General features: G+C 62.2%; 21 protein-coding genes and 1 tRNA gene. 7 read left to right on the top strand and 15 right to left on the bottom strand.

Annotated elements, in window-relative coordinates:
• The first annotated feature begins 92 nt into the window (after positions 1-92).
• On the top strand, positions 93-1,040 hold the full coding sequence (locus tag BM017_RS09685) for a helix-turn-helix transcriptional regulator (protein WP_092243278.1): 948 nt from the start codon (positions 93-95) through the stop codon (positions 1,038-1,040).
• A 186-nt stretch (positions 1,041-1,226) separates the two neighbouring features.
• On the opposite strand, the gene BM017_RS09680 is transcribed toward BM017_RS09685, so the two are convergent.
• Positions 1,227-1,302 (bottom strand) — tRNA-Asn (locus BM017_RS09680).
• A 60-nt stretch (positions 1,303-1,362) separates the two neighbouring features.
• The gene (locus BM017_RS09675; RefSeq protein ID WP_092243274.1) at positions 1,363-2,259 is read right to left on the bottom strand and encodes a LysR family transcriptional regulator; all 897 of its coding nucleotides are present in this window, start codon (positions 2,257-2,259) and stop codon (positions 1,363-1,365) included.
• A 100-nt stretch (positions 2,260-2,359) separates the two neighbouring features.
• On the opposite strand from BM017_RS09675, the gene lldD reads away from it, so the two are divergent.
• Entirely contained in the window at positions 2,360-3,490 is a 1,131-nt protein-coding gene (gene lldD, locus BM017_RS09670; protein ID WP_092243271.1) for an FMN-dependent L-lactate dehydrogenase LldD, read from the top strand.
• Here the strand turns inward: lldD and BM017_RS09665 are convergent.
• From BM017_RS09665 to BM017_RS09655, 3 genes are read right to left on the bottom strand one after another with little or no spacing between them, the layout of a single operon-like run.
• Positions 3,487-4,719 carry a CaiB/BaiF CoA transferase family protein gene (locus BM017_RS09665; protein ID WP_092243269.1) on the bottom strand — a complete coding sequence of 411 codons (1,233 nt, stop codon included), beginning with the start codon at positions 4,717-4,719 and terminating at the stop codon, positions 3,487-3,489. The two genes, lldD and BM017_RS09665, sit on opposite strands and share 4 nt — an antisense overlap.
• 26 nt (positions 4,720-4,745) lie before the next feature.
• A complete protein-coding gene (locus BM017_RS09660) occupies positions 4,746-6,275 on the bottom strand; it encodes a 3-hydroxyacyl-CoA dehydrogenase (RefSeq protein WP_092243266.1) in 1,530 nt (509 codons plus the stop codon).
• A 2-nt stretch (positions 6,276-6,277) separates the two neighbouring features.
• Positions 6,278-7,063 carry an enoyl-CoA hydratase gene (locus BM017_RS09655; RefSeq protein WP_092243263.1) on the bottom strand — a complete coding sequence of 262 codons (786 nt, stop codon included), beginning with the start codon at positions 7,061-7,063 and terminating at the stop codon, positions 6,278-6,280.
• Positions 7,064-7,312: 249 nt separating this feature from the next.
• On the opposite strand from BM017_RS09655, the gene BM017_RS09650 reads away from it, so the two are divergent.
• From BM017_RS09650 to BM017_RS09635, 4 genes are all read left to right on the top strand, one after another.
• Positions 7,313-8,182 (top strand): IclR family transcriptional regulator, encoded by an 870-nt coding sequence (locus BM017_RS09650; RefSeq protein WP_092243260.1) that lies wholly within the window; start codon positions 7,313-7,315, stop codon positions 8,180-8,182.
• Positions 8,183-8,251: 69 nt separating this feature from the next.
• Complete coding sequence (locus BM017_RS09645; protein ID WP_071490741.1) at positions 8,252-9,406, top strand: acyl-CoA dehydrogenase family protein; 1,155 nt, start codon at positions 8,252-8,254, stop codon at positions 9,404-9,406.
• Positions 9,407-9,452: 46 nt separating this feature from the next.
• On the top strand, positions 9,453-10,727 hold the full coding sequence (locus BM017_RS09640; RefSeq protein ID WP_071490742.1) for an MFS transporter: 1,275 nt from the start codon (positions 9,453-9,455) through the stop codon (positions 10,725-10,727).
• 307 nt (positions 10,728-11,034) lie between these two features.
• Positions 11,035-11,961 (top strand): GGDEF domain-containing protein, encoded by a 927-nt coding sequence (locus tag BM017_RS09635; RefSeq protein ID WP_092243257.1) that lies wholly within the window; start codon positions 11,035-11,037, stop codon positions 11,959-11,961.
• A 181-nt stretch (positions 11,962-12,142) separates the two neighbouring features.
• Here BM017_RS09635 and BM017_RS09630 read toward each other — a convergent pair whose 3' ends face one another.
• From BM017_RS09630 to BM017_RS09600, 7 genes are all read right to left on the bottom strand, one after another.
• Positions 12,143-12,910 (bottom strand): iron-containing redox enzyme family protein, encoded by a 768-nt coding sequence (locus BM017_RS09630; RefSeq protein ID WP_371914374.1) that lies wholly within the window; start codon positions 12,908-12,910, stop codon positions 12,143-12,145.
• A gap of 78 nt (positions 12,911-12,988) precedes the next feature.
• Positions 12,989-15,451: an EAL domain-containing protein gene (locus BM017_RS09625; protein WP_092243250.1), complete on the bottom strand. Its 2,463-nt coding sequence runs from the start codon at positions 15,449-15,451 to the stop codon at positions 12,989-12,991.
• Positions 15,452-15,522: 71 nt separating this feature from the next.
• Entirely contained in the window at positions 15,523-17,325 is a 1,803-nt protein-coding gene (locus BM017_RS09620; RefSeq protein ID WP_092243245.1) for an ABC transporter ATP-binding protein, read from the bottom strand.
• Positions 17,318-17,920, bottom strand: a complete 603-nt coding sequence (locus BM017_RS09615; RefSeq protein WP_170856062.1) for a DsbA family protein — start codon at positions 17,918-17,920, stop codon at positions 17,318-17,320. Before BM017_RS09615 ends, BM017_RS09620 begins: the two co-directional genes overlap by 8 nt.
• Positions 17,921-17,956: 36 nt before the next feature.
• Entirely contained in the window at positions 17,957-18,898 is a 942-nt protein-coding gene (locus BM017_RS09610; RefSeq protein ID WP_071490747.1) for an oxygen-dependent tRNA uridine(34) hydroxylase TrhO, read from the bottom strand.
• Between the two features lie 118 nt (positions 18,899-19,016).
• Positions 19,017-19,313 (bottom strand): BolA family protein, encoded by a 297-nt coding sequence (locus BM017_RS09605; protein ID WP_038847405.1) that lies wholly within the window; start codon positions 19,311-19,313, stop codon positions 19,017-19,019.
• A 6-nt stretch (positions 19,314-19,319) separates the two neighbouring features.
• Positions 19,320-19,838: a DUF2059 domain-containing protein gene (locus tag BM017_RS09600; RefSeq protein WP_058424992.1), complete on the bottom strand. Its 519-nt coding sequence runs from the start codon at positions 19,836-19,838 to the stop codon at positions 19,320-19,322.
• A gap of 182 nt (positions 19,839-20,020) precedes the next feature.
• Here BM017_RS09600 and BM017_RS09595 point away from each other — a divergent pair, with 182 nt between their 5' ends.
• A complete protein-coding gene (locus BM017_RS09595; RefSeq protein ID WP_092243240.1) occupies positions 20,021-21,403 on the top strand; it encodes a class II fumarate hydratase in 1,383 nt (460 codons plus the stop codon).
• Position 21,404: 1 nt separating this feature from the next.
• Here the strand turns inward: BM017_RS09595 and BM017_RS09590 are convergent, their stop codons facing one another.
• The 3 genes from BM017_RS09590 to pap all read right to left on the bottom strand — a co-directional run bounded on the left by BM017_RS09590 (position 21,405) and on the right by pap (position 25,469).
• Positions 21,405-22,361, bottom strand: a complete 957-nt coding sequence (locus tag BM017_RS09590; RefSeq protein WP_092243234.1) for a DMT family transporter — start codon at positions 22,359-22,361, stop codon at positions 21,405-21,407.
• Between the two features lie 83 nt (positions 22,362-22,444).
• Complete coding sequence (locus BM017_RS09585) at positions 22,445-23,629, bottom strand: thiolase family protein (protein WP_092243231.1); 1,185 nt, start codon at positions 23,627-23,629, stop codon at positions 22,445-22,447.
• A 322-nt stretch (positions 23,630-23,951) separates the two neighbouring features.
• Positions 23,952-25,469, bottom strand: coding sequence for a polyphosphate:AMP phosphotransferase (pap, locus tag BM017_RS09580; protein ID WP_092243228.1), 1,518 nt, complete (start codon positions 25,467-25,469; stop codon positions 23,952-23,954).
• Positions 25,470-25,533: the final 64 nt, after the last annotated feature.

Below are 25,533 nucleotides of genomic sequence, written 5' to 3'. Positions count from 1 at the left end.
ATAATAAGGCCGTGGCTCACAACAACTGATCGGCCTGCCCGATGTCGATATCATGCAACGCTGCCCAACCGCTCTGACGGACGCTTTTGCCAATGGACCGCCGCAACCCCTATCTGGACACCCACTTCTGCTTCGATCACCCAGAGGCCCTGGACCAGGCCGGTGTATTCGATGACAGCGCGCAGCAGGTCATGGGCAGCGCGATCGGCCATTACCGTGCGCAGACGGTGCGGCCGCACCTGCAGTATTTCGACTGCGATCTGCAGTTCCCCGAACCGTTACGCATCCACAAGGTGCTGCCCGACAGCGTGTGCATCGTGCAGGTACTGGGTGGGCAATGGCAGCATCGGGTAGACGGTCGGCTAAATGAATACACCCCCGGTGCGCCCCATGTGCTGGGCTTGAGCGAAAGCATGGAAGCCATGGACCAGATGCCTGCCGGCAGCCGTGCGCGCATGGCCGGGCTGCGCATCGGCGGCGACTACCTACGCCAATTGGCCGAAGAAGACCCGTCACTACAATCGCTGGCCAGGCTGCTCGACGATGGCATGCACTTTTCAGAACTGCACGGCTGTCGCGCCGTCGGGCGTTTGTTCGAGCGCCTTTATCACTCGCCCTACCAGGGGGCGTTGGAACGGCTGAACCAGGAAAGCCTGAGCCTGGCCGTGCTGGTCGAGCTGGCCACGCACCTGGCGCCACAACCGGCCAAGCCCACGGCCCCGTTGCGCAGCCATTCGGACCTGGCACATGAAGCACGCTTCAAGCTCGACGCAAACCTGATGAAACCACCCGGCACGCTGGCGCTGGCACGGGAACTGGGCGTGGGTGAGACCACCCTCAGACGTGCCTTCAGCCGGGTGTACGGCCAATCGATGCTCGATTACGTGCGCCAGCAGCGCCTGGAACTGGCGCGCACCCTGCTGCGCCAGCGCAAATGGCACGTGGCGCAGATTGCCCACCGCCTGGGGTACGCCAACCCTGCCAACTTCAACCACGCCTACAAGGCGTATTTCGGTCATCCGCCAGGGGCTGAATCATGACGTTCGCTACGCCAACCCTGCCGTCTTTGGTTGAAACCACTGCAGCGACTTTCATGGGGCTTCCCTCTGAATCGTAGGATCAGAGACGGCTTCATGCGGGTCACGCTGTGCGCTTTGATCACCCTCAGAGAAATCCAAGGCAAAAAAAAGCCTGCATCGCTGCAGGCTTCTCTTTATGTCGCTATCTGGCTCCACGACCTGGACTCGAACCAGGGACCCAATGATTAACAGTCATTTGCTCTACCAACTGAGCTATCGCGGAATGCGCCGTATGTTACTGATTGAAAAGGAGAAGTCAAGCTTTCTCTGGCACTCGGCGTGATTAAACCGGATGGCCGGTTGAAACGGCGTGCTCCCTGGCCAGTTCCAGCCAGGCCAGGGCGGCGGGTGGCAGGTGGGCGCTGGCGCGCCAGGCCAGGGCGATGTGCCAGTCGGTGTGGGGTTCGTCCAGGGGGATCAGGGCGATGCCGGGGTGTTGGTGTTTGTGCGCCAGCATGCGTGGCACGAAGGCTACGCCCAGGCCGGCGGCGACCAGGTCGATGATGAAGTCGATCTGCCCGCTGCGGGCGGTCACCTTGGGGGTGACGCCTTTGCGCTCGCAGGCGGCGAGAATCTTGGCGTTGAGGGCGAAGCCGGCTTCAAACAGGATGAACGGCGAATCGGCCAGGTAGGTGAAGTCGATACGTTCAAGGCGGGCCAGCGGGTGGCTGATGGGCAGCACCGCCATCAACGGTTCGTTGCGCACGGGCTGGAAGTCGAAGTCTTCGTCCACCGGCAGCAGCAGCGCAGCCAGGTCGACCTCCCCTGCTTCCAGGCATTCGCGCAGTTTTTTGCTGCCGTATTCGGTCAGTTCGATGTCGATGTCCGGGTAACGGCTGCGGTAGGTGGCGAACATCGTCGCGAACAGCACGCCGCAACCCACCGGCGGCAGGCCGATGCGCAGTACGCCGCGCTTGAGGCCACACAGGTCGTTGATCTCGGCCACCAGGTCATTGCGCTCGGCGAGCAGTACCAGGGCGCGGCGGTAGGCAATTTCGCCGGCCGCCGTGAGTTCGTTGCGATGGCCCAGGCGATTGAGCAGCGGCGTGCCCAGTTCGTCTTCCAGGGTCTTGACCGCCTTGCTCACGCTGGATTGAGTCAAGGACACCACCTCGGCAGCCTGGGAAAATCCGCCCTGGCGCACCACTTCAACAAAGGCACGCAATGTTCTCAGGTTCATCAGTATTCCTTTGGCGACTGGCTGCCAGCGATAAAAGTTGTTTTTATCATGCCAGAGAATTGCCTATCCTGAAGCCACCTTGCCCGTGGAGCCTCTAAAAATGATCATCTCGTCCGCCTCCGACTACCGCGCAGCCGCCAAGCGCAAGCTGCCGCGCTTCCTGTTCGACTACATCGACGGCGGCGCCTACGCCGAGCACACGATGCGCGCGAACAGTTCGGACCTGGCCGAGATCAGCCTGCGCCAGCGCATCCTGCGCAATGTGGACAACCTGAGCCTGAAGACCACGGTGTTCGGCCAGGAACTCGACATGCCGGTGATCCTCAGCCCGGTCGGCCTGACCGGCATGTATGCGCGGCGCGGTGAAGTGCAGGCAGCCAAGGCGGCGGCGAACAAGGGCATCCCGTTCTGCCTGTCGACGGTGTCGGTGTGCCCGATTGAAGAAGTGGCGTCGCAAAGTGCGCAAGCGATCTGGTTCCAGTTGTATGTGCTCAAGGACCGCGGCTTCATGCGCAACGCGCTGGAGCGCGCGCAAGCGGCCGGTGTGACGACGCTGGTATTTACCGTGGACATGCCCACGCCCGGCGCACGGTATCGCGATGCCCATTCGGGTATGTCCGGCCCGTTCGCCGCACAGCGACGCATGCTGCAAGCCGTCGCCAAGCCGCAATGGGCCTTCGATGTGGGGTTGATGGGGCGCCCCCATGACCTGGGTAATATCTCCAAATACCTGGGCAAACCCACCCACCTGGAAGACTACATCGGCTGGCTGGCGAACAATTTCGACGCGTCGATCAGCTGGAAAGACCTGGAGTGGATCCGCGAGTTCTGGAAAGGCCCGATGATCATCAAAGGCATCCTCGACCCCCAGGACGCCAAGGACGCGGTGAGTTTCGGCGCCGATGGCATCGTGGTCTCCAATCACGGCGGCCGCCAATTGGACGGCGTGTTGTCCACCGCCAAAGCGTTGCCGCCGATTGCCGATGCAGTGGGCGATGACCTCACCGTATTAGTGGATTCCGGCATCCGTTCCGGGCTGGATGTGGTGCGCATGCTCGCCCTGGGTGCCAAGGCGTGCCTGCTGGGACGCGCCACCGCCTACGCGCTGGCCGCCGATGGCCAGCACGGCGTGGAAAACCTGCTGGACATCTTTGCCAAGGAGATGCGCGTGGCCATGACCCTGACTGGCGTCACGTCCATCGAGCAGATCGACCGCACCACCCTGGTCTAACCCTGCTGTTCAACGATCCCGCGGGCCTTGAGTCGGGCCAGTTGCTCCGGTGACAAGCCCAACCGCTCGCCGAGGATGTCGTCGGTGTGCTGCCCCAGCCTCGGCGCCGGCCGCTGGTACTCCACGGGGGTGCCGGACATTTTGATCGGGCTGCCGACCATGGCGAACTCCGGGTTCTGCGGATGGGGGATCTTCACCATCAGGTTGCGCGCGATCACCTGGGGTTCTTCCAGGGATTGCGCGATGGAGTTGATCGCCCCCACCGGCACCTTCGAGGCATGGATACACGCCACCCACTCATCGGCACTGCGCCCCAGAAAGTGCGCCGAAAGCAGCGCGACTATCTCTTCGCGATGGGCCACGCGGTCGGCGTTGCGGCGAAAGCGTGGGTCGTCCGGCAGATGCGCCAGGCCGATGCTCTGGCACAGCGCGACAAACTGGCTGTCGTTGCCACAGGCGATGATGAAGTCGCGGTCGGCGGCACGGAACACCTGGTAAGGCACGATATTGGCGTGGGCATTGCCATAACGCTGCGGCACCTTGCCCGAGGCCAGGTAGTTCATGCTTTGGTTGGCCAAGGTCGCGACCTGCACATCCAGCAACGCCATATCAATGTATTGGCCCACGCCGGTGCGCTCACGGCTGAGCAGCGCGGCCTGGATCGCCACGGTGGAATACAGGCCGGTCATCAGGTCGGAGAACGCCACGCCGACTTTTTGCGGGCCGCCGCCGGGCAGGTCATCGCGCTCGCCGGTGATGCTCATCAGGCCGCCGATGCCCTGGATGATGAAGTCGTAGCCCGGCTCCTCGGCACGCGGGCCGGTCTGGCCGAAACCGGTGATGGAGCAATACACCAGGCGCGGGTTGAGCTCGGCCAGGGTTGCGTAGTCCAGGCCGTAGCGGGCCAGGGAGCCTGCTTTATAGTTCTCGATCAACACATCGGAACTCGCCGCCAATGCCCGCACCAACTCCTGGCCTTCGGGAGTGGCAATGTCGATGGCCACGGATAACTTGCCGCGATTGGTCGACTGATAGTACGACGCCTCGCCGGACGACTCACCGGTGTCGGTCTTCATCCACGGCGGGCCCCAAGCACGGGTGTCGTCGCCGCTTTTCGGGCGTTCGATCTTGACCACTTCCGCGCCAAGGTCAGCCAACACTTGCCCACACCAGGGGCCGGCCAACACACGGCTCAGATCCAGCACCCGCAAACCTGTCAATGCACCCATTGTTCTTATCCTGTGAGGTTGGGAAATCAGCCGGCTTTCGGCGCTTCATGGCGCAGGGAAATCCCCAGCAGCGCCCGCCGCCGCAACCACGGGCTGGGGCGGTAGCGCGGGTCGTGGGTGAGCTCGATCATGCGCTGCAAAATCGTGAGCAGGCGTCGTGGCCCGAGGGCATCGCCCCAGGCCAGCGGGCCGCTGGGGTAGCCCAGGCCGAGCTGCACGGCCTGGTCGATATCCTCGACACTGGCGATGCGCTGCTGGGCAATGTCGCAGGCGAGGTTGACCACCATCGCCAAGGTGCGTTGGGCCACAAAACCAACGCTGTCGCCGATCACCGTGACGCCCACACCATCCGCTGCGAGCAAGGCGTGAGCGGCATCGCGCATCGCCGGGGCCGTCAGCGGGTTTTGCATCAGCGTGCGGTGGCGCGACAGGTCCGTCAGCACATCGATGCACAGCGTGCGCGCCGGGTCGGTATCGAAGTGCACGCACGCGCTGGTGGCATCGCGGCCATAAGGCGCCAATAGGCATAACGCCTGCGGCGACGGTTGCGCAGCGTGTTCCAGGTGGGCGCCCAGGTCGATCACCAGGGCACTCAAGCGCTCGTAGTCTTCACTGTTTTCCGTGGCGATCCACACCGGTGGCAGCGGTTGCACCGAGGGCACCGGCTGGGGTTGCGGGCCGTTGATGAGCTGGCCGTGTTCATACTGATAGAAGCCGTGCCCGGTCTTGCGCCCCAGGCGGCCGCCCACCAGCATCTGCCGGGTCAGGAGCGACGGTTTGTAGCGGGGCTCCTGGTAGAACTGGTTGTAGATCGACTCCATCACCGGGTGCGACACGTCCAGGCCGGTGAGGTCCAGCAGCTCCAGCGGCCCCATGCGAAACCCGGCGCCGTCGCGCAGGATACGGTCGATATCGCCGCGCTCGGCGATGCCTTCTTCCAGCATCTTCAGGGCTTCGGTGCCGTAGGCCCGGCCGGCGTGGTTGACGATGAAACCAGGCGTGTCCTTGGCGCGCACGCCGCGATGGCCGGTGCGTGCAACCAGGGCCAGCAATGCCTCACCGACCTTGGGCGCGGTGGCCAGGCCATCGATCACCTCCACCACGCGCATCAACGGCACCGGGTTGAAGAAGTGCAGGCCCGCCACACGCTCGGGGTGCCGGCAACCAGTGGCGATGGCCGTGACGGAGAGTGAAGACGTGTTGGTCGCCAGGATGCACGTGGGGCTGACGATACCTTCAAGCTGTTGCAACAGATCGCGTTTGGCGTCGAGGTTTTCCACGATGGCTTCGACCACCAGGTCGCAATCGCGCAGGTCCTCAAGGCGGTCGACCACTTGCAAGTTGGCCAACGCTGCATCCATCGCCGCCTGGCTGATCTTGCCCTTGCCCACCAACTTCGCAAATGTACCACCGAGGCTGTCACGGGCCGCTTGCGCAGCGCCGTCGCGAGCATCGAACAGGCATACCCGAACACCGGCCTGAGCAGCGATTTGCGCAATGCCCGCGCCCATGACACCGGTGCCCACCAGGCCCAACGTGTTGATAGCGTCGCTCATGCTTATTCCCCCCGGTACTGCGGCGTGCGTTTTTCGAAGAACGCCGCAGCGCCCTCCTTCTGGTCCCTGGAGTCGAACAACAATTGGAACGCCTTGCGCTCCAGCACCAGGGCGCTTTCCAGCGGCAGGTCGGCACCGGCCAGCATCACTTCCTTGATCTGCTCCACCGCCAACGGCGGCAGCGCGGCGATCTGCGCGGCCAGTTCCAGGGCGCGGGGCAGTGTCTGATCGTCGCTGACCATCTCGCTGAGCATGCCCATGGCCAGGGCTTCCTTCGCGCTGACCAAGCAGCCGGTGAGCGCAATGCGCATCGCCTGGAATTTACCCACCGCCCGCACCAGCCGCTGGGTGCCGCCCGCCCCCGGCATCAAGCCCAGCTTGACCTCCGGCTGGGCAAACCGCGCCGATTCACCCGCCACGATCAGGTCGCAATGCATCGCCAGCTCACAGCCACCGCCCAGGGCAAAACCATTGACGGCCGCGATCACCGGCTTGGGGCAGCGACTGATGGCTTCCCACAGATATTCGGTGTGGCGGCGGTACATATCGATCGCCCCGGCGGCGGCGAACTCCTTGATATCCGCGCCAGCGACGAAGAACTGTTCGCCCCCGGTCAGCACAATGGCGCGCACATCCTGACGGCGAGCCAAAGCGCGGAAGTGCTCGGCGAGCGCCTCACGTACCTGGGCATTCAGGGCGTTCTTGACTTCGGGTCGATGGATACGGACCACGGCCACGCCATTGTCCTGGACATCGAGGGTCACCACGGGTGGGTTAGCGTTGGTCACATTGACTCCTGCTGCACTGTTCTTGTTAGTTGGATTGCACTTGTTTCGCCATGCGAAATAACATTCCGTATTTATCGATAATCATAAGTATCGTCCCCACAGGTGTAAACGTAAAAACCCGAACTCATGCACATACAGTCTTTAACCTGCTGTTTTATCGGGGTTTATCGCATCAAATAATCGCCAAGCAAAAAGTTGCTTAGTTTCGCTGTGCGGAATACTATTTTGTTTTGTTGATTTTATAAAAAAATGAGGCTTAACATGCGCCGTCGAAACCCGGACTCGGACAACAACCAAGTCCCAGCAGGCAACAACGCCTTCGAGCATTTGTTGATTGACCCGATGCACAACGATGAGGAGGAAGACAAGGACCGCCAGTTCGTCACCGCCCTGGCCCGTGGCCTGGAACTGCTGCGCTGTTTCACGCCGAGCGAGAGTGTGCTGGGCAACCAGGAACTGGCGCGCAAGACCGGGCTGCCGAAACCGACGATCACCCGCATGACCCACACCCTGACCCGCTTGGGTTACCTCAGGCACCTGCCGCAGTCGGGCCGGTACCAGTTGGAGGTGGGCGTGATGGCCTTCGGTTACGCCATGTTGTCGAACCTGTCGATCCGCGCCGTGGCCCACCCGTTGATGGAGACCATGGCCAAGTACGCCCAGGCGGCCGTCGCGATGGCCACCCGCGACCGCCTCGACGCGGTGTACCTGGATGTGGTCCAGGGCGAAGCCAACATGACCATGCGCCGCCAGGTCGGTACACGGTTGCCGTTGCACTTGAGTTCAGCAGGCCGCGCCTGCCTGGCAGCGATGCCGGAAAACGAGCGGGAGTTCATTCTCGACCACATCCGCCAGCGCCATCTGGAGGACTGGCCGAACATCCGCAAGGGGCTGGAACGCGCCTTCCGGGACTACACCGATTTCGGCTATTGCATGTCGATCGGTGAGTGGCACCGCGATGTCAACGCCATCGCCGTACCGCTGCGACACGCACAACACGGCTTGCTGGCGTTCAACTGTGGCGGACCGAGTTTCCACCTCTCCCGGGAGAAACTCGAAGACGACATCGGCCCCCGCCTCAAGCACATGGTGAACAATATCGAGGCCGCCACCCGCTAGCTGGACAGGTGCATGGCCTCGGCAGATTGACGATAACAGGCCCGCCGAACGGGCCGCTGAGGGCTGCACATGATCCGAGACGCACAAACCCTGCATATCCTGGTGGACGCCATTGCGCAGTTCGTCGATGAAGCGCTGATCCCACGGGAAAACGAAGTCGCCGAAACCGATGAAATCCCGGCGGACATCATCAGCCAATTCCAGGACATGGGCCTGTTCGGCCTGACCATTCCCGAAGCCTACGGCGGCCTGGGCCTGACCATGGAAGAAGAGGTGACCATCGCCTTTGAACTGGGGCGCACCTCCCCGGCCTTCCGTTCGTACTTCGGCACCAACAATGGCATCGGCTCCATCGGCATCCTGCTCGACGGCACCGACGCGCAGAAGGAACATTACCTGCCGCTGCTGGCCAGCGGCGCGCTGCTCAGCTCGTTCTGCCTCACCGAACCCGACTCCGGCTCCGACGCCGCCTCGCTGAAAACCACCGCCGTACGCGATGGCGACCACTACGTGATCAACGGCACCAAGCGCTTTATCACCAACGCACCCCACGCCGGGATTTTCACGGTGATGGCGCGAACCGACCCGGCGATCCGCGGCTCGGGCGGTATCAGCGCGTTCATCATCGAACGTGACACGCCAGGCCTGTCCCTGGGCAAGCGCGATCACAAGATGGGCCAGCACGGCGCGCACACCAGCGACGTGATCTTCGACAACGTCCGCGTGCCAGCCAGCCAGTTGATCGGTGGCGTCGAAGGCGTGGGTTTCAAGACCGCCATGAAGGTCCTCGACAAAGGCCGCCTGCACATCGCCGCCGTCAGCGTGGGCGCCGCCGAGCGCATGCTGGGTGACGCGCTGAACTACGCGATCGAACGCAAGCAATTCGGCCAGCCGATTGCCGAGTTCCAGCTGATCCAGGCCATGCTCGCCGACAGCAAGGCCGAAATCTATGCGGCGCGCTGCATGGTGCTCGACGCCGCCCGCAAGCGTGACGAAGGCCGGGACATCGGCACCGAAGCTTCTTGCTCGAAGATGTTCGCCACCGAGATGTGCGGTCGCGTCGCTGACCGCTGTGTGCAGATCCACGGCGGCGCCGGCTATATCAGCGAGTACGCCATTGAACGTTTCTACCGAGATGTGCGCCTGTTCCGCCTCTACGAAGGCACCACGCAGATCCAGCAATTGGTGATTGCCCGCAACATGATTCGTGCGGCGCAACGCTGAGCACCACCCATACCCAATGCCCTAACAACTACAACAAGGTATCGCTATGGAAGTCGCCGCATCGGCGGGCGCGTTGTCGCCTGCAAAAAGCAAACTGTGGATCATTGTCTTTATCTTCTGCTTCCTCGGCCTGTTGATCGATGGCGCAGACCTGATGTTGCTGTCCTACAGCCTCAGTAGCCTCAAGGCCGAGTTCGGCCTGACCAGCGTCGAGGCCGGCAGCCTGGGCAGTTTCACCCTGGCCGGCATGGCCATTGGTGGCATCTACGGGGGCTGGGCCTGTGACCGCTTCGGCCGGGTCAAAACCGTGGTGTGGAGCATCGTGCTGTTCTCCGTGGGCACGGCGATCCTGGGCATGACCCACAGCTATTGGCAGTTCGCGAGCACGCGGTTTTTCGCCTCCCTCGGCCTGGGCGCGCTGTATGTGGCGTGCAACACGTTGATGGCCGAATACGTGCCGACCCGCTACCGCACCACCGTGCTCGGCACCCTGCAGGCTGGCTGGTCGGTGGGGTACATCGTCGCCACGCTGCTGGCAGGCTGGATCCTGCCCGAACACGGCTGGCGCTGGTTGTTCTACGTGGCGATCATCCCGGTGATCCTCGCCGTGCTGATGCAACGCCTGGTGCCAGAGCCTCAAGCCTGGCTGACCGCACGCGCCGAGCGCGCGCAGGAGAAAGCCAATGGCACCCGGCAAGCCCAGCAGAAAAAGCCCGACGGCATGTTCAAGCTGATCTTCAGCGACCCCAAGGCCAGCCGCATGTTCCTGCTCTGGGCCTTGACCGCAGGCTTCCTGCAGTTCGGCTACTACGGTGTGAACAACTGGATGCCGTCCTACCTGGAAAGCGAACTGGGGATGAACTTCAAGTCGATGACCAGCTATATGGTCGGCACCTACGCCGCGATGATCTTCGGCAAGATCCTTGCGGGGTTGGCGGCGGACCGCCTGGGACGTCGCGCCGTGTTTGCGTTTGGCGCCCTGGGCACGGCGGTCTTCCTGCCGGTCATCGTGTTGTTCCAGAGCCCGGAGAACATCTTGTGGATGCTGGTGGTGTTCGGTTTCCTGTACGGGATTCCCTATGGCGTGAATGCCACCTACATGACCGAAAGCTTCGAGGCGAAGTTTCGTGGTTCGGCAGTGGGCGGGGCCTACAACATCGGGCGCATTGGTGCGGCAGTGGCACCGGCAGCCATTGGTTTCCTGGCGTCCCATGGCTCCATCGGCATGGGGTTCCTGGTAATGGGCGGCGCGTACTTCATCTGCGGCGTCATCCCGGCGTTGTTTATTCGCGATAAACAGTTCGATCCGCAAAAACAGTAAGCGCGGCGCCCGCTTGCCAAATAACTGGCGTCATCCTTCGGCGACTGTTTTTAGCGATAAAAACAGTCGCTTGATTTGTAAGGCTTTTTATTTAATTGAACGAATGTGGCATGAAACTCGCTCTAACCCTCTCCAAGCAGGTTAAGCGATGACAAGACGTGCGGCAGTGCCCAGGGGTTATAACCCACGGTAAAGCGGTCTAGACTGTAATTCATGTTTTACGGAACTGAAGGAACAGTAAGACGCCTGGCATTCGCCACTCTCATCGAGCCTGTAAGACAGCTGAGTGCTTAGAGGCCGAACGGTTATGAAAACACCTACCCAGACCCATGCAATTGACTTTGACAGTGCCAAATTGCAACGCCTGGGCTTTGGTCAACCCGCCCTCCTGCCGCGCCGCCCCACCACCGTTATCGAACTTCGCCAGCAACTGGGCCAGCAACTGCAAACCAGCCTGGAACCGGAGCGCATTCTCGCGCTGTTCTTCCGTGAGATCCAACGCCTGGTGCCCCTGGACGCCCTGCACTACCGTCACCAGGCCAGCGACCTGCGCCTGGAGTTCGGCCATCGCGGCCATCACTCGATGAGCTACAGCCTGAGCCATGAAGGCGAGCACCTGGGCGAGCTGATCTTCCGGCGCAACCAGCGCCTGGCGGAAGAAGAACTCGGCCAACTTGAATCGCTGCTGGCGACCCTGCTCTACCCGATGCGCAACGCCCTGCTCTACCGCGCCGCCACCCGCAGCGCGCTGCGTGACCCACTGACCGAGACCGGCAACCGCATCGCCATGGACCAGACCCTGCAACGGGAAATCGACATGGCGCGCCGCCACCTGAACCCGCTGTCCTTGCTGATGCTGGACATCGACCACTTCAAGACCATCAACGACACCCACGGCCATGCCGCCGGCGACAACGTGCTGCGCACTGTGGCGGCATCGATCAAGAGCCAGCTGCGTAACGTGGACATGGTGTTTCGTTATGGCGGGGAAGAATTTCTGATCCTGCTGTCCAACACCGGTCGCGATGCGGCGGCGATGGTTGGCGAACGCCTGCGCCAGGCGACACAAGCCCAGGATTATTGGGCGGACGGAACGCGGATCGAATTGACGGTGAGCCTGGGTTGCTCGACCTTGCTGCCCGCCGAATCTGCCGAAAGCCTGCTGCGCCGGGCCGACAGCGCGTTGTACGTGGCCAAGCGCGAAGGCCGCAACCGCCTGGCGATGGCGGGGTAAACCCCTTCAGCTGTAGCGAACTGGCTTACTGTGGCAATAAGGCTTGTTGGGGTAATCGGGCATGTTGTGGCGAGCGGGCTTGCCCCGCGTTGGACTGCGCAGCAGTCCCATGCTTTTTGAATAAAAAGCGGGCCGCTTCGCGGCCCAACGCGGGGCAAGCCCGCTCGCCACAATGGTTACATCAAGCCTCGCTGGCAACCCGCGCCTGGCGCTCACGCATCACCGCTGGGGCTTTTTCTTTCTCCAGACGCATGCAGCTTTCCAGGAACAAATACATGTAGTCGTAGCTCTTGCACACGGCTTGGCGCAGTTCCGCCTGCAATGCCTTGGTGGGGTTCATCCCGGCCAGGGTGCAGATGATTTCCAGCGCTTCCCACGGGTGGGCGTCATCGTACTGGGCATGCATCTTCAACCACTTCATCGCACGCTTGCGCTCTTCCTCGGGGAAGGCCGCCGCGTAGACACCGGTGGAACACACCACGGCGGACCACTCGCCGGTTGCGCCTTCAATCGCGTAGTTGGTCGCGGCGATGGCCACGATCAACGAATCGGCCGAGCTGGTGTGCCAGCACCAATGGCTGAGGGCATGCAACTCCGGCGGTACGTCCTGGGCTTGCAATTCGTCCAGGCTCACGCCGTGGGCACGGGCCCAATTGACCCAGTAATCGGCGTGGTTGAGTTCCACGCGAATATTGCGCATCAGCCAACGCCGCGCCATGTCCTCCCCAGGATGGCGGGCAAATTTGGTCTTGGTGAGGTTCTGTGCCATGTACAAGGCAAACTGCTCCACCACCGGCCAGCCACCGATCAGGTAGTGGCGCATGGTCTTGGCGCTGAGCGTGTTGTCGCGCATGCGCTGGTACAGTTCGTGTTCGACAACTCGGCGCTTGCTCTCGCTACAGTCCAGGATCAGTTTCTGAGCCCAGGCGGGGTAACTCGAGGCTTCCATAAGCGGGCCGGTTCTGTTGAATGTGTCGATCACTGTAAGGCTCCTTTTTAAGTGTGATTGTACAGACCAGCAAAGTTTTCAGCGGAATGTGCCGGGCGCCTTGAATAACAGAGGCTGCGGCCGCACAGGTCGACACTGCAAGCTATCAAAGGTAAACAATTGCGGTCGTTCAATCAGGTAGCCCTGAGCGTAATCCACACCAATTTCGAGTAACGCCTGTTCGATGTGCGGTGTCTCGACAAACTCTGCAATTGTGCGCTTACCCATGACATGGCCGATGTGGTTGATCACTTCGACCATCGCGCGGTTAATCGGGTCGTCCAGCATATCCTTTACGAAACTTCCATCGATCTTCAGGAAGTCTACAGGTAAATGTTTGAGATATGCGAACGAGGACATTCCGGCACAAAAGTCATCCAGCGAAAAATGACAACCTAAGGCTTTGAGTTCATTGATAAATCGGATCGCACTGCCCAAATTTGCAATTGCGCTGGTTTCAGTAATTTCAAAACAGATCATGCCCGGTGGAATATTGTATGTATGAAACTTCTCACGCAAAAACCCGAGGAAGTCATCATCGCCAATGGTGATGCCTGACAGGTTGATCGCACACATCGCCATGGGACGCCCCGGGCGCTCCTGCAGGCATCGGCTGATGATCTTGAACACATTTTCTACTACCCAGCGGTCCAGGGACGTCATCAAGCCATAGCGTTCGGCGGCTGGGATAAAGCTGTCCGGAAGGATGATGCGGCCAGCCTCGTCATGCAGGCGCAGCAGGATCTCGATGTGCCCATCGCCACCGTCAGTGTGCCCCAGGGGTGAGATTTCCTGGGCGTAGAGGCAGAACCGGTTTTCTTCCAGGGCCATGTGCAGGCGCTGCACCCAGGCCATTTCGCCGAAGCGCACGGACAATTCCGAGTCGTCGGCGTGGTAGACCTGCACGCGGTTGCGGCCCTTTTCCTTGGCCATGTAGCACGCCATGTCGGCGGCGCGCAGTGAGGTTTCCAGGGTCGTCGGGGTATGCCCAAGGTGCACCAGGCCGATGCTGACGGTGGTCATGAACGGCCGGCCCTTCCATACGAAGTGCAGGCTTTGCACCGTATGACGCAGACTCTCGGCGATTTTTTCAGCCGCGGCCGCCGGGCAGTTCTCCAGCAGAATGCCGAATTCATCGCCGCCCAGGCGCGCCAGGGTGTCACCTTCACGCAGGTCCGATTGCAACAGCGCGCAGATATGCCGCAACAACTCGTCGCCTGCCGCATGGCCACAGGTGTCGTTGACCAACTTGAACTGGTCCAGGTCGAGGAACATCAGCGCATGCCGCCCGCCCTGCTGCGTCCCCATGGGGTGGAGCACCTGCTCCAGGCGGTACTCGAACTCACGGCGGTTGGCCAGGCCGGTCAGGGCGTCATGGGTCGCCTGCCAGGACAGGTTGGCGATGTATTGACGCTCCTGGGTCATGTCGTGCAGCACCAGCACTGCCCCGGTCACCTTGCCGGCGCTGCGGATCGGCGCGCCCACCAGGGTCACCGAGACCGTGCTGCCATCCAGGCGCTGGATGGTTTTCGAATGCTCGCTGCCGCCGCCGAGCTGGCCCTTGACGATATGTTCGATCAGGGTAAAGCCATCGGGCTGGGCATTGTCATCCAGCAGATTGAACAGCGCCGCCAGGGGCAGCCCCTGGGCCTGGGCAGAATTCCAGTGGGTCAGCGCCTCGGCCGCCGGGTTCATGTAGGTGATGGCGCCATCGACATCAGTGGTAATCACCCCGTCGCCAATCGACTCCAGGGTGATCTGCGCCCGCTCCTTCTCTTGCTGCAGAGCGTCGGCAAAGGCATGGCGCTGGGCCAGCAGTTTATGCGTGCGCAACAGCGCCAGCACAATCAGGCCCAGTGCCGTGGCCAGGTTGGTGATCACCAGCAGCCGCAGGATCATCCGCGAACCTTCGCCCAGGGCATCGCTGAACGCCTTGGCAGCGGGCGTCACACCTTCGTTGATGGCGGTGATATGCGCCTTCCATTGGCGCACATCGTTGGCGCTGACCTGGTCACGGGTGATTGCACCGTGCATCTCGCGCGCCAGGTCATCCAGTTGCACCAGGTAGCCATCGCCCACGGTCCAAAGTTCGATGGCTTTTTCCAGGTAGCTGAAATGGCGGAAGTTGAGGTACAGCCAGATCAGACTGGCGACGTCATCCGGGTGGTTGCCGCCCTTGAGGATACCCGACCGAGCGGCCGCAAGATCAGGGGTGGAGCGGTCCAGGGCGACACGCAGTTCATGCCCGCCCTGGGGCACGGCGATCGCCTGCTGGTATTTGAGGTAGGTGGTTTCGTCGCGGTTGTCGGCATACAGCGTCAGGTAGTAGATCGCGTCTTTCTGGCCCTTGGACCACAGGCTTTCGCCAGCCACATAACCGCGCACCGCCGAGAGCACGTAGAGGCTGACACAACCCAACAATGCCTGGAACAGCACCACGGCGATAAAGGGCCAGACAATGCCCAACAACCGTGGCGTTCCGAGAGTCCGCTTTTGCTTCATGAAGCCCCTTGCACATGCACTGCTGGATACGCACGCGAAACACCGCTTCCGATAGCTCAGCCTAGGCTAAATCAACGTACTTGTTGCAAGTGCCCATAGAGTTTGGCGTACAAACCACCGTCAGCAATCAATTGCTGATGGTCGCCATCCTCTGCAATGTGACCGCCGTCGAACACTAAGACTCGATCTGCCTGCTTAACCGCCGACAGGCGGTGGGCGATGATCAGTGTAGTACGGCCGCTGAGGAAGCGCGCCAGCGCCTGGTGCAGGTTGTACTCGGTGGCGGCGTCCAGGGCGGAAGTCGCTTCGTCGAGGATCACCACTTTCGGTTCGGCCAACACCATGCGCGCAATCGCCAGGCGCTGACGCTGGCCGCCGGAAAACCGCACCCCGGAACGCCCCACCACACTGTCCAGGCCCATGGGCAACGCCTTGACGGTCGCATCCAGCTGGGCGATTTCCAGTGCCTGCCAGCAGGCCTGGTCACTGCGCTCGCGGCCCATGGTCAGGTTGGCGCGCACGGTGTCGTTGAACAGAGCCGGGTGTTGCAGCACCACGGCGACGTGCTCGCGGATGGTCTCCAGGCCGATTTCCTGCTGGGTGGCACCGCCAAAGCGGATCGTCCCGGCCTGGGGCGTGTACAGGCCCAGCAGCAGTTGCACCAGGGTGCTTTTGCCACCGCCGCTGGCGCCGACGATTGCGACCTTCTCGCCGGGCGCGATGGCCAGGTTCAACTGGTCGAGGACCAGGTCTTCGCCATAACCGAAATTCAGGCCACGTACTTCGATGCCGACGGTTTCGCGCCCGGTAAACGGGTCTTCGCCGCCCGCGTATTGCGGTTCATCGGCCCGCGCCAGCAGTTCGTTGATCCGCGTCAGCGCCCCGCCCGCCGCGTAATAGGCGTACTGCAGGTTCAGCAACTGCTCCACCGGGCCGATCATGAACCACAGGTAGCTGAACACCGCGAGCATCTGGCCGATGGACAGGTCGGAGAACAGCACAGTGAGCATGGCCGCCGCACGGAAGATGTCGATGCCGAACTGGAACAACAACCCGCTGGCGCGGCTCGATGCGTCGGTTTTCCACTGGGAATGGATCGCGAAGTCGCGCACTTCCTGGGCCCGCTGGCCGAGGCGCCCGAGGAAGAAGCCCTGACGGTTGCCGGCGCGCACTTCCTGGATGGCATCCAGGGTTTCGGTCAGGGCCTGGGTAAACCGCGAGGTGCTGTCGTTCTCCAGTTTCTTCAGGTGTTTGACGCGTTTGCCCAACTGCACCGTGGCGTAGATCACCAACGGGTTGAACAGCAGGATCAGCAGCGCCAGTTGCCAATGCATCCACACCAGGATTGCCGACGTGCCCACCAACGTAAGCATCGCCACCAGGAACCGGCTGAGGGTTTCGCCGACGAATTTGTCCAGGGTGTCCAGGTCGGTGACCAGGTGGGTGGTGACCGTGCCACTGCCCAGGCTTTCGTATTCGCCGAGGGAAATACGCTTGAGCCGCTCGATCAGGCGCACGCGGATGCGGTACACGATGTCCTTGGCCAACCGCGCAAACAGCCGCGCCTGTACCACGTTGAACACCAACGCGCCGCAGCGCAGGAACAGCGTCACCAGCAACATCAGGCCGATATAGCCGGCGGCTTTCTGCCAGCCCAGGGGCAAGGCGTGGTTCATCACCTTGAGCGCGGCATCGCCACGACCCAGCAACACTTCATCGACCAGCAACGGCAACAACAGAGGGATGGGCACGCTGCACAGGGTCGCCAGCACGGCGACGCCATTGGCGATCCACAGGGACTTCTTGTGGCGCAGGGCCAGGCGGCGGATTTCCGCCCAGGTCAGGCGGTCGGTGCGTTGAGGTTGCTCATGCACAGGTGGCTCGCTCCAGCCATCGGCCCAGCAAAGGCGAAAGCTCGGACAGCGGCTGGTAACCGTTGGTCAGCAACGCCAACTGGCCATTGCGCTCGGCCAGCAGCGTCGGGAAACCGGCGATGCCCAGGTCCTGTACCCAGGTAAAATCGGCAGCGGTGGCGGCGTGCTGCTCGGCGCGGTCGAATTCGCCGGCAAACTCGATGCGCGGGATGCCTGCCCGCTCGGCCAGTTCCACCAGCACACTGGCGAGAGTCACGTCGCGGCCCTCGACATAAAACGCGCGCTGGATCAGCCCCAGCAGCTTCCATGCACAATCCGGCGCCAGGCTGCGCGCCGTGACGATGGCGCGGCACGCCGGCTCCGTGTCATACACAAAACCGTCGGGCAGTGCGCCGTCACGCTTGAACGGCTGGCCGGTGGCGTCGGTCACCGCCTGCCAGTGCTCCAGGATATAGCGCCGCGTGGTCGGCTCCAGCGCCGCGCCACTGCCGGTACGCAAGCCGCCCACAACCAGGTGCAGCTCCACGCCGGCCGCCTGGGCCTGCTCCACCAACGCCTCGGCCACCGGGGCAAAGCCCCAGCACCAGGAACACATCGGGTCCATCACATAGAGCAGGCGCGCGGACATGGCTCAGGCCTCGGAAGGAGTTTGCTTGTAGTTGAAACCAATCGGGTGCGGCATGTTACGGGCCTTGGCCAGCTCGATCTGCTTCTGCCGGTCGATCGCACTGCGGCGGGTCTTCTCCGGCAGCTTATCCCAGCAATGCGGGCAACTGATGCCCGCCACATAGTGCTCGGAGGCGCGGTCCTCAACACTCACGGGTGTGCGGCAGGCATGACATTGATCGTAGTCGCCTTCGCTCAAGTCGTGGCGCACGGTGACGCGATTATCGAAAACAAAGCAGTCGCCCTGCCATTTGGTTTCTGCCTGCGGCACCTCTTCGAGGTACTTCAGGATGCCGCCCTTGAGGTGGTAGACCTCATCGAAACCCTCACTGAGCATGTAGCTCGAGGCCTTCTCGCAACGAATGCCGCCGGTGCAGAACATGGCGACTTTCTTGTGCTTGGCCGGGTCGAAGTTGGCTTTGATATAGTCGGGAAATTCGCGAAAACTGGTGGTTTTCGGGTCGATCGCGCCTTCAAAGGTGCCGATGGACACTTCGTAGTCGTTACGGGTGTCGATCAACAGCACTTCCGGGTCGCTGATCAGCGCGTTCCAGTCCTGCGGGTCGACGTAGGTGCCGACCTTCTTGTTCGGGTCGACGCCTTCGACGCCCAGGGTCACGATCTCTTTCTTGAGCTTGACCTTGGTGCGGTAGAACGGCTGGTCGTCGCAGTAGGATTCCTTGTGGTCGATGTCGACCATGCGCGGGTCGTTCTTCAGCCAGGCCATCAAGCCATCAATGCCTTCGCGGCTGCCGGAAACGGTGCCGTTGATGCCTTCCTCGGCGATCAGCAGGGTGCCTTTGATGCCGTTGTCGAGCATCGCCTGCAACAGTGGCTCGCGCAGGGCGACGTAATCTTCGAGGGTGACGAACTTATACAGTGCCGCCACGACAATCGGTTGAGTCATGGGTGTTCTCTCCAGGTGGCTACCCTCGTAAGGGGTGAACCGGATGCAAAAAAAACGCGCCGTCTAGGCGGCGCGTCGCGGATTCTAACAAATGCCCGGTGTCAGAGACACCCGATCATCAATCATGCCCGCCGGCGCAGGTCGGCGAGGCCGGGGCTGCGTCGATTTTCGCCCACTCTTCAGGCGTGTAGGTATGCAGCGCCAGCGCATGAAACTCGCTCATCAGGTCACCCAGGGTGGCGTAGACCTTCTGGTGGCGCTTGACGCGGTTGAGCCCCTCGAACTGCGGGCTGACCAGCACGGCCTTGAAGTGGGTCTGCAACCCACGGCTGTGCATGTGGCTTTCGTCCAGCACACTCAGGTGGTCGGTGCCCAGGGCGGCAAGCGCCGTTTCGATACGCTGTTGCATGGTCATTCCTGCTTACTTCTTCTTGGCCGGGGCGGCGGCTTTAGGCGTCAGCTCGTTGGTCATGTCTTCCAACAGCTTGTTCACCACCGGCACGGCGCTTTCCAGCTTCGCCTGGGTCATCTGGGCCGATTGCTGGGTCAGTTGCGGCATTTTTTCCAGGACTTTCTTGCCCAGTGGCGACTGGTAGAAGGCAACCAGGTCCTTGAGCTCGGATTCGCTGAAGTTGGTGGTGTAGAGCTTGACCATGTCTGGTTTGAGCTTCGGCCAGCCGATGGCCTGGTCGAGGGCGGCGTTGGCCTTGGCCTGGTAGCTGTCCAGTACGGACTGCTTGGCGGCAGGCGCCTTGGTCTGTTCGAAACGCTGGGCGAACATTTGTTGCACTTGCATGTACACCGGGGTACCCAGCTTGTCGGCGTGGGCCAGGGTAAGGAAGGCTTCGGCACTGGCGTTGTGGCTGGCGGTATCGGCAAGAACCTGGCCGCTGGCGCAAACCAGAGCAACCGCGGTACAGATGGCACGAAGACGAGTCATCGAGTTTCCTTTTCTAGCAGGCGAGGTAAGACCCCAAGGGCGACCATTCTGCGCCTAAAAAACCTCAGGGCTCAACCCCGGGCCTTGTCGGACAGGGATTGCCCGATGAAAAGTCTTTCAGGGGAACCCCCGAGGCTCTTCACAGCCTAAACTGCGCAAACGAACCTGAAGGAGTGTGCCCGATGAGCCGTATCGAAACCGACAGCCTGGGAGAAGTCGAAGTCCCGGATGACGCTTACTGGGGCGCCCAGACCCAACGTTCGCTGGTGAACTTCGCCATCGGCGAGCAGCGCATGCCCCTGGCGGTGTTGCACGCCCTGGCCCTGGTCAAGAAGGCGGCGGCACGGGTCAACGACCGCAACGGCGACCTGCCCGCCGACATCGCCCGCCTGATCGAACAGGCCGCCGACGAAGTGCTGGCCGGCCAACATGACGACCAGTTCCCTCTGGTGGTGTGGCAGACCGGCAGCGGCACCCAGAGCAACATGAACGCCAACGAAGTGATCGCCGGTCGCGCCAACGAACTGGCGGGCAATAAGCGCGGCGGCAAGAGCCCGGTGCACCCCAACGATCACGTCAACCGTTCCCAGAGTTCCAATGACTGCTTCCCTACCGCCATGAGCATCGCCGCCGTGCAGGCGGTGCATCAACGCTTGCTGCCGGCGATTGCCACCCTGTCCGGCGGCCTGGCAGAGCAAGCCGCCAAACATATGAAGCTGGTGAAGACCGGGCGCACCCACATGATGGATGCCACCCCGATTACCTTCGGCCAGGAGCTGTCGGCATTCATCGCTCAACTCGACTACGCCGAACGTGCGATCCGTGCCGCCCTGCCCGCCGTGTGCGAGCTGGCCCAGGGCGGCACCGCCGTGGGCACCGGGCTCAATGCGCCCCATGGCTTCGGCGAGGCGATCGCCTCGGAGCTGGCGGCGCTATCGGGCTTGCCGTTCGTCACCGCGCCGAACAAATTCGCCGCCCTCTCCGGCCATGAGCCTCTCGTAACGCTGCACGGCGCGCTGAAAACCCTGGCCGTGGCCCTGATGAAAATCGCCAATGACTTGCGCCTGCTGGGCTCCGGGCCGCGCACCGGGCTGGCCGAAGTGAAATTGCCGGCCAACGAACCGGGCAGCTCGATCATGCCGGGCAAGGTCAACCCGACCCAGTGTGAAGCGCTGTCGATGCTGGCCTGCCAGGTGTTGGGCAATGACGTGACCATCGGCATTGCCGCCAGCCAGGGTCACTTGCAGTTGAATGTGTACAAGCCGGTGATCATCCACAACCTGCTGGAGTCGATCCGCCTGCTGGCCGACGGCTGCAACAACTTCCAGGAACACTGCGTGGCCGGGCTGGAGCCTGACCCTGTGCAAATGGCGGAACACTTGGAGCGTGGCCTGATGCTGGTCACCGCGCTCAACCCGCACATTGGCTACGACAAGTCCGCCGAGATCGCCAAGAAGGCCTATGCCGAAGGGCTGACGCTGCGGGAAGCCGCGCTGGAACTGGGCTACCTCACCGATGCGGAGTTCGACCAGTGGGTTCGCCCCGAAGACATGCTGGGCACCTAGCCTAGGACGCCAGGCGCAACCGCCGGGCCCTGAGCCCGGCGAGCAACGACGGCGCCAGCGCCACGGTTGCCGAACCCAGCACCACCACCAACGCCCCGGCATAGCCCAGGGCGTTGATCTCTTCGGCCTGCACATAGTCGGGCCACAGCCAGGCCGCCACGGCCACCGCCACAAAGGTCACCAAAGGCGTGAGCGCCAGGGTCGCACTGACCCGCGAGGCTTCCCAGTGGGCCAGCGCTTCGGCAAAGGCGCCGTAGGCCACCAGGGTATTCATGCAGCATGCCAGCAATAGCCAGCCTTGCAGCGGGCTCAGGTCCAACGCCTCCAGGGGATGTGCCCAAGGCGTGAGCAACACGGCGCAGGACAGGTAGATCACCATCATCACCTGCAGCGAGTTCCACACCGTCAGCAGTTGTTTCTGGCCGAGGGCGTAGAACACCCAGATCGTGGTGGCAAGCAGGACGGTCAGCACGCCGGCGGTGTAGGCGCCGAGCGAGGTCAGCAGTTCTTCCAGGCGCTGGTTGAAAAACAGGCCGAAACCAATGATCAACACCACCAGCCCCACCCCCTGTCCCAGGCTGAAGCGCTCCTTGAAGACGAACACACTGGCGACCATCAAAAAGATCGGCCCCATCTGCACCACCAACTGCGCGGTGCCGGGGCTGAGCAATTTCAGGCCCACCAGATACAGCACGTAGTTGCCCACCAGTCCGCACACCGCCATCGCCACCAGCCAACCACCCCGGGGGCCAAGCACCTTGCGGCTGGGCAAGCGTTTGGTCAGCGCCAGGTAGACGAACAGGCAACTGCCGGCCACGATCAGGCGAAACCAGGTGACGGTAATCGGGTCCATCACCTGCAGCACCTGCTTGAGTTTGATCGGCAGAATGCCCCACAGAAACGCGGTCAGCAGGGTCAGGAGCAAACCATAGACCCAGCGGCCGGAAGAGATGTGCATGAGTACCCCAGAAGCCGGAGGAAGTGGAGCCGCATTCTAGGGGCACCCGATGCACTTTGTGTAGCGAACACTTAATTTGCCGATCAGCGCACTGCTTCGAACAATCCGGTGGCCCCCATGCCGCCGCCCACGCACATGGTGACGATGCCGTAACGCAGGTTGCGTCGCTGCAACTCACGCACCAGGTGCCCCACCTGCCGCGAGCCGGTCATGCCGAATGGATGCCCGATGGAGATCGAACCGCCATTGACGTTGTACCTGGCATTGTCGATTTCCAGGCGATTGCGCGCATACAGGCATTGCGAGGCAAACGCTTCATTAAGCTCCCACAGGTCGATGTCCGCCACCTGCAACCCCTTGGCCTTGAGCAACTTGGGCACCGAGAACACCGGGCCGATGCCCATCTCGTCCGGCTCGCAACCGGCCACGGTGAAGCCACGGAAAAACGCCTTGGGCTGGAGCCCCAGTGCAAGGGCTTTCTCCAGGCTCATCACCAGCGTCATCGAGGCACCGTCGGAGAGCTGCGACGAGTTGCCCGCCGTCACCGAACCATCCTCGGCGAACACCGGCTTCAAACCTTGCAGACTGGCCAGGGTAGTGTCCGGGCGGTTGCAGTCGTCACGATCGACCACACCTTCCAGGATCTGCACCTCACCGGTGTTCTTGTCTTCGACTTTGTACTTGACCGCCATCGGCACGATTTCATCGCTGAAAAGCCCATCGGCCTGGGCCTGGGCGGTGCGCTGCTGGCTTTGCAGGGCGTACAGGTCCTGTTCTTCGCGGCTGACGTGGTAGCGACGCGCGACGATCTCGGCAGTCTGGCCCATGGGGAAATAGATACCCGGCACCTGCTCTTTGAGCAGCGGGTTGATCAGGTTGTCGGTATTGACGCTTTTCATCGTCAGGCTGATGGACTCGACACCGCCGGCGACGATGATATCGCTGCAACCCGACGCAATCTGGTTGGCCGCAATGGCAATCGCCTGCAAGCCCGAGGAGCAGAACCGGTTGAGGGTCATGCCGGCCACGCCGGTGCCCAGTTGCGAGAGCACCGCCACATTGCGCCCGATGTTGTAGCCCTGGGCGCCCTCGTTGGAGCCGGCGCCGACGATGCAATCCTCCACCGTCGCCGGGTCGATGCCGTTGCGGGCGAGCAGCGCGTTGACGCAATGGGCCGCCATGTCATCGGGGCGGGTCTGGTTGAACTTGCCGCGAAAGGACTTGGCCAGGCCGGTTCGCACACTGTCGACGATCACTACTTCACGCATGGGCTACCTCGATCTTGTGGTTGTCGGATCGAGCATAGATCGCGCCCCGCGCCACCGCGACGATCATTCACCCCATAGATACAAAACCATGGCGACGCGGCTCACTGGGGTGAGCAGACTTGTTGTGGTGGATCGGCTCATTGTGGTGAACCGGCCTGTTGTGGTGAGCAGGCTTGCCCTGCGTTGGGGTGCGAAGCGGCCCCGAATCAGGCACCGCGGTTCTTCAGGCACGACTGAGTTGGCAGGTTTTAGGGCTGCTTCGCAGCCCAACGCGGGGCAAGCCCGCTCACCACAACAAGCCCGCTCACCACAGCACGCTGCGTCATTTTTTCTTTTTCTTTTTGTCGTGCTTATCGGACTTGGCGAACGCCTCTTCCAGCGCCAGGTTGATGGTGCGCAACACCTTGACCCGGGCCCAGCGCTTGTCGTTGGCCTCCACCAATGTCCAGGGCGACACCTCGGTGCTGGTACGGTCGACCATATCGCCCACGGCCGCGCGGTAGTCATCCCATTTGTCACGGTTGCGCCAGTCGTCTTCGGTGATCTTGAAGCGCTTGAAGGGGATTTCCTCGCGGGCCTGGAAGCGCTCCAGTTGCGTGTCCTTGTCGATGGCCAGCCAGAACTTGACCACGATCACACCCGCATCGCGCAGTTGCTCTTCGAAGTCATTGATCTCGCCATAGGCGCGCATCCAGTCCGCCGGGGTGCAGAAGCCTTCAATGCGCTCCACCAGCACGCGGCCATACCAGGAACGGTCGAACACGGTGAACATGCCGCGCGCCGGGATCTTCTGCCAGAACCGCCACAAGTAAGGCTGGGCGCGTTCGTCTTCACTGGGCGCGGCAATCGGCACGATGTGGTACTGACGCGGGTCCAGCGCCGCCGCCACCCGACGGATCGCCCCGCCCTTGCCCGCCGCATCGTTGCCCTCGAACACCGTGACCAGGGCGTGCTTGCGCATGCGCTTGTCGCGCATCAATCCGGAGAAACGCGCCTGTTCGGTGATCAGTTGTTCTTCGTAATCGTCCTTGTCCAGGCGCTGGGACAGGTCGAGGCTGTCGAGCAGGCTCTTCTTGTCCACCGACGCGATCAACGGCGCCGGGTTCATGCCGCTGGCCTTGCCCTTGGACAGCTTGAGCGCATTCTGCAGGCCTTCGAGCAGCAGTTTGCCCACGGTGAGGCTGCGGTAGTTGCTGTCCACGCCTTCGATCACATGCCACGGCGCATAGTCGCGACTGGTGCGGCGCAACACGCGCTCACCGAAGTGCACGAATTTGTCGTAGGTCTCGGATTGCTGCCAGTCCAGCGGGCTGATGCGCCAACTGTGCAGAGGGTCATCGGCCAGGGCCTTGAGCCGCGCCTTCATCTGTTTCTTGGAGAGGTGGAACCAGAACTTGAAGATCAGCGCGCCTTCATCGCAGAGCATTTTCTCCAGGCGTTCGGCGCCGGCGATGGCCTGGTCGAGGCGGGCGTCCTTGATCTGCCCATGTACGCGGCTTTGCAGCATCTGGCTGTACCAGTTGCCAAAGAAGATGCCCATGCGCCCCTTGGCAGGAAGTTGGCGCCAATAGCGCCAGGCCGGCGGGCGCGCCAGTTCTTCGTCGGTCTGCTGGTCGAAGGTGCGCACTTCGATCAGGCGCGGGTCCATCCATTCATTGAGCAGCTTGACCGTCTCGCCCTTGCCGGCGCCTTCGATACCGTTGATCAGGATAATCACCGGGAAGCGCTTCTGCTGCTGCAGCTCGTACTGCACTTCCAGCAGGGCCTCGCGCAGGGCCGGCACCTCGGCCTCAAAGGTGTCTTTGTCGATGGCGTGACCGATTTCGGCGGATTCGAACATGGGCAGCTCCGTTTCAAGATGGCTCAAGACTAGCGGATTAGGCAGCAACACGCGGGAGGAAATT

It is taken from the genome of Pseudomonas sp. NFPP04 (genome assembly GCF_900113815.1).
In the GTDB taxonomy this organism is placed as follows: Bacteria; Pseudomonadota; Gammaproteobacteria; order Pseudomonadales; family Pseudomonadaceae; genus Aquipseudomonas; species Aquipseudomonas extremorientalis.
The sequence above is the reverse complement of the archived record's forward strand: the minus strand, read 5'-3'. Positions and strand labels throughout refer to the sequence as shown.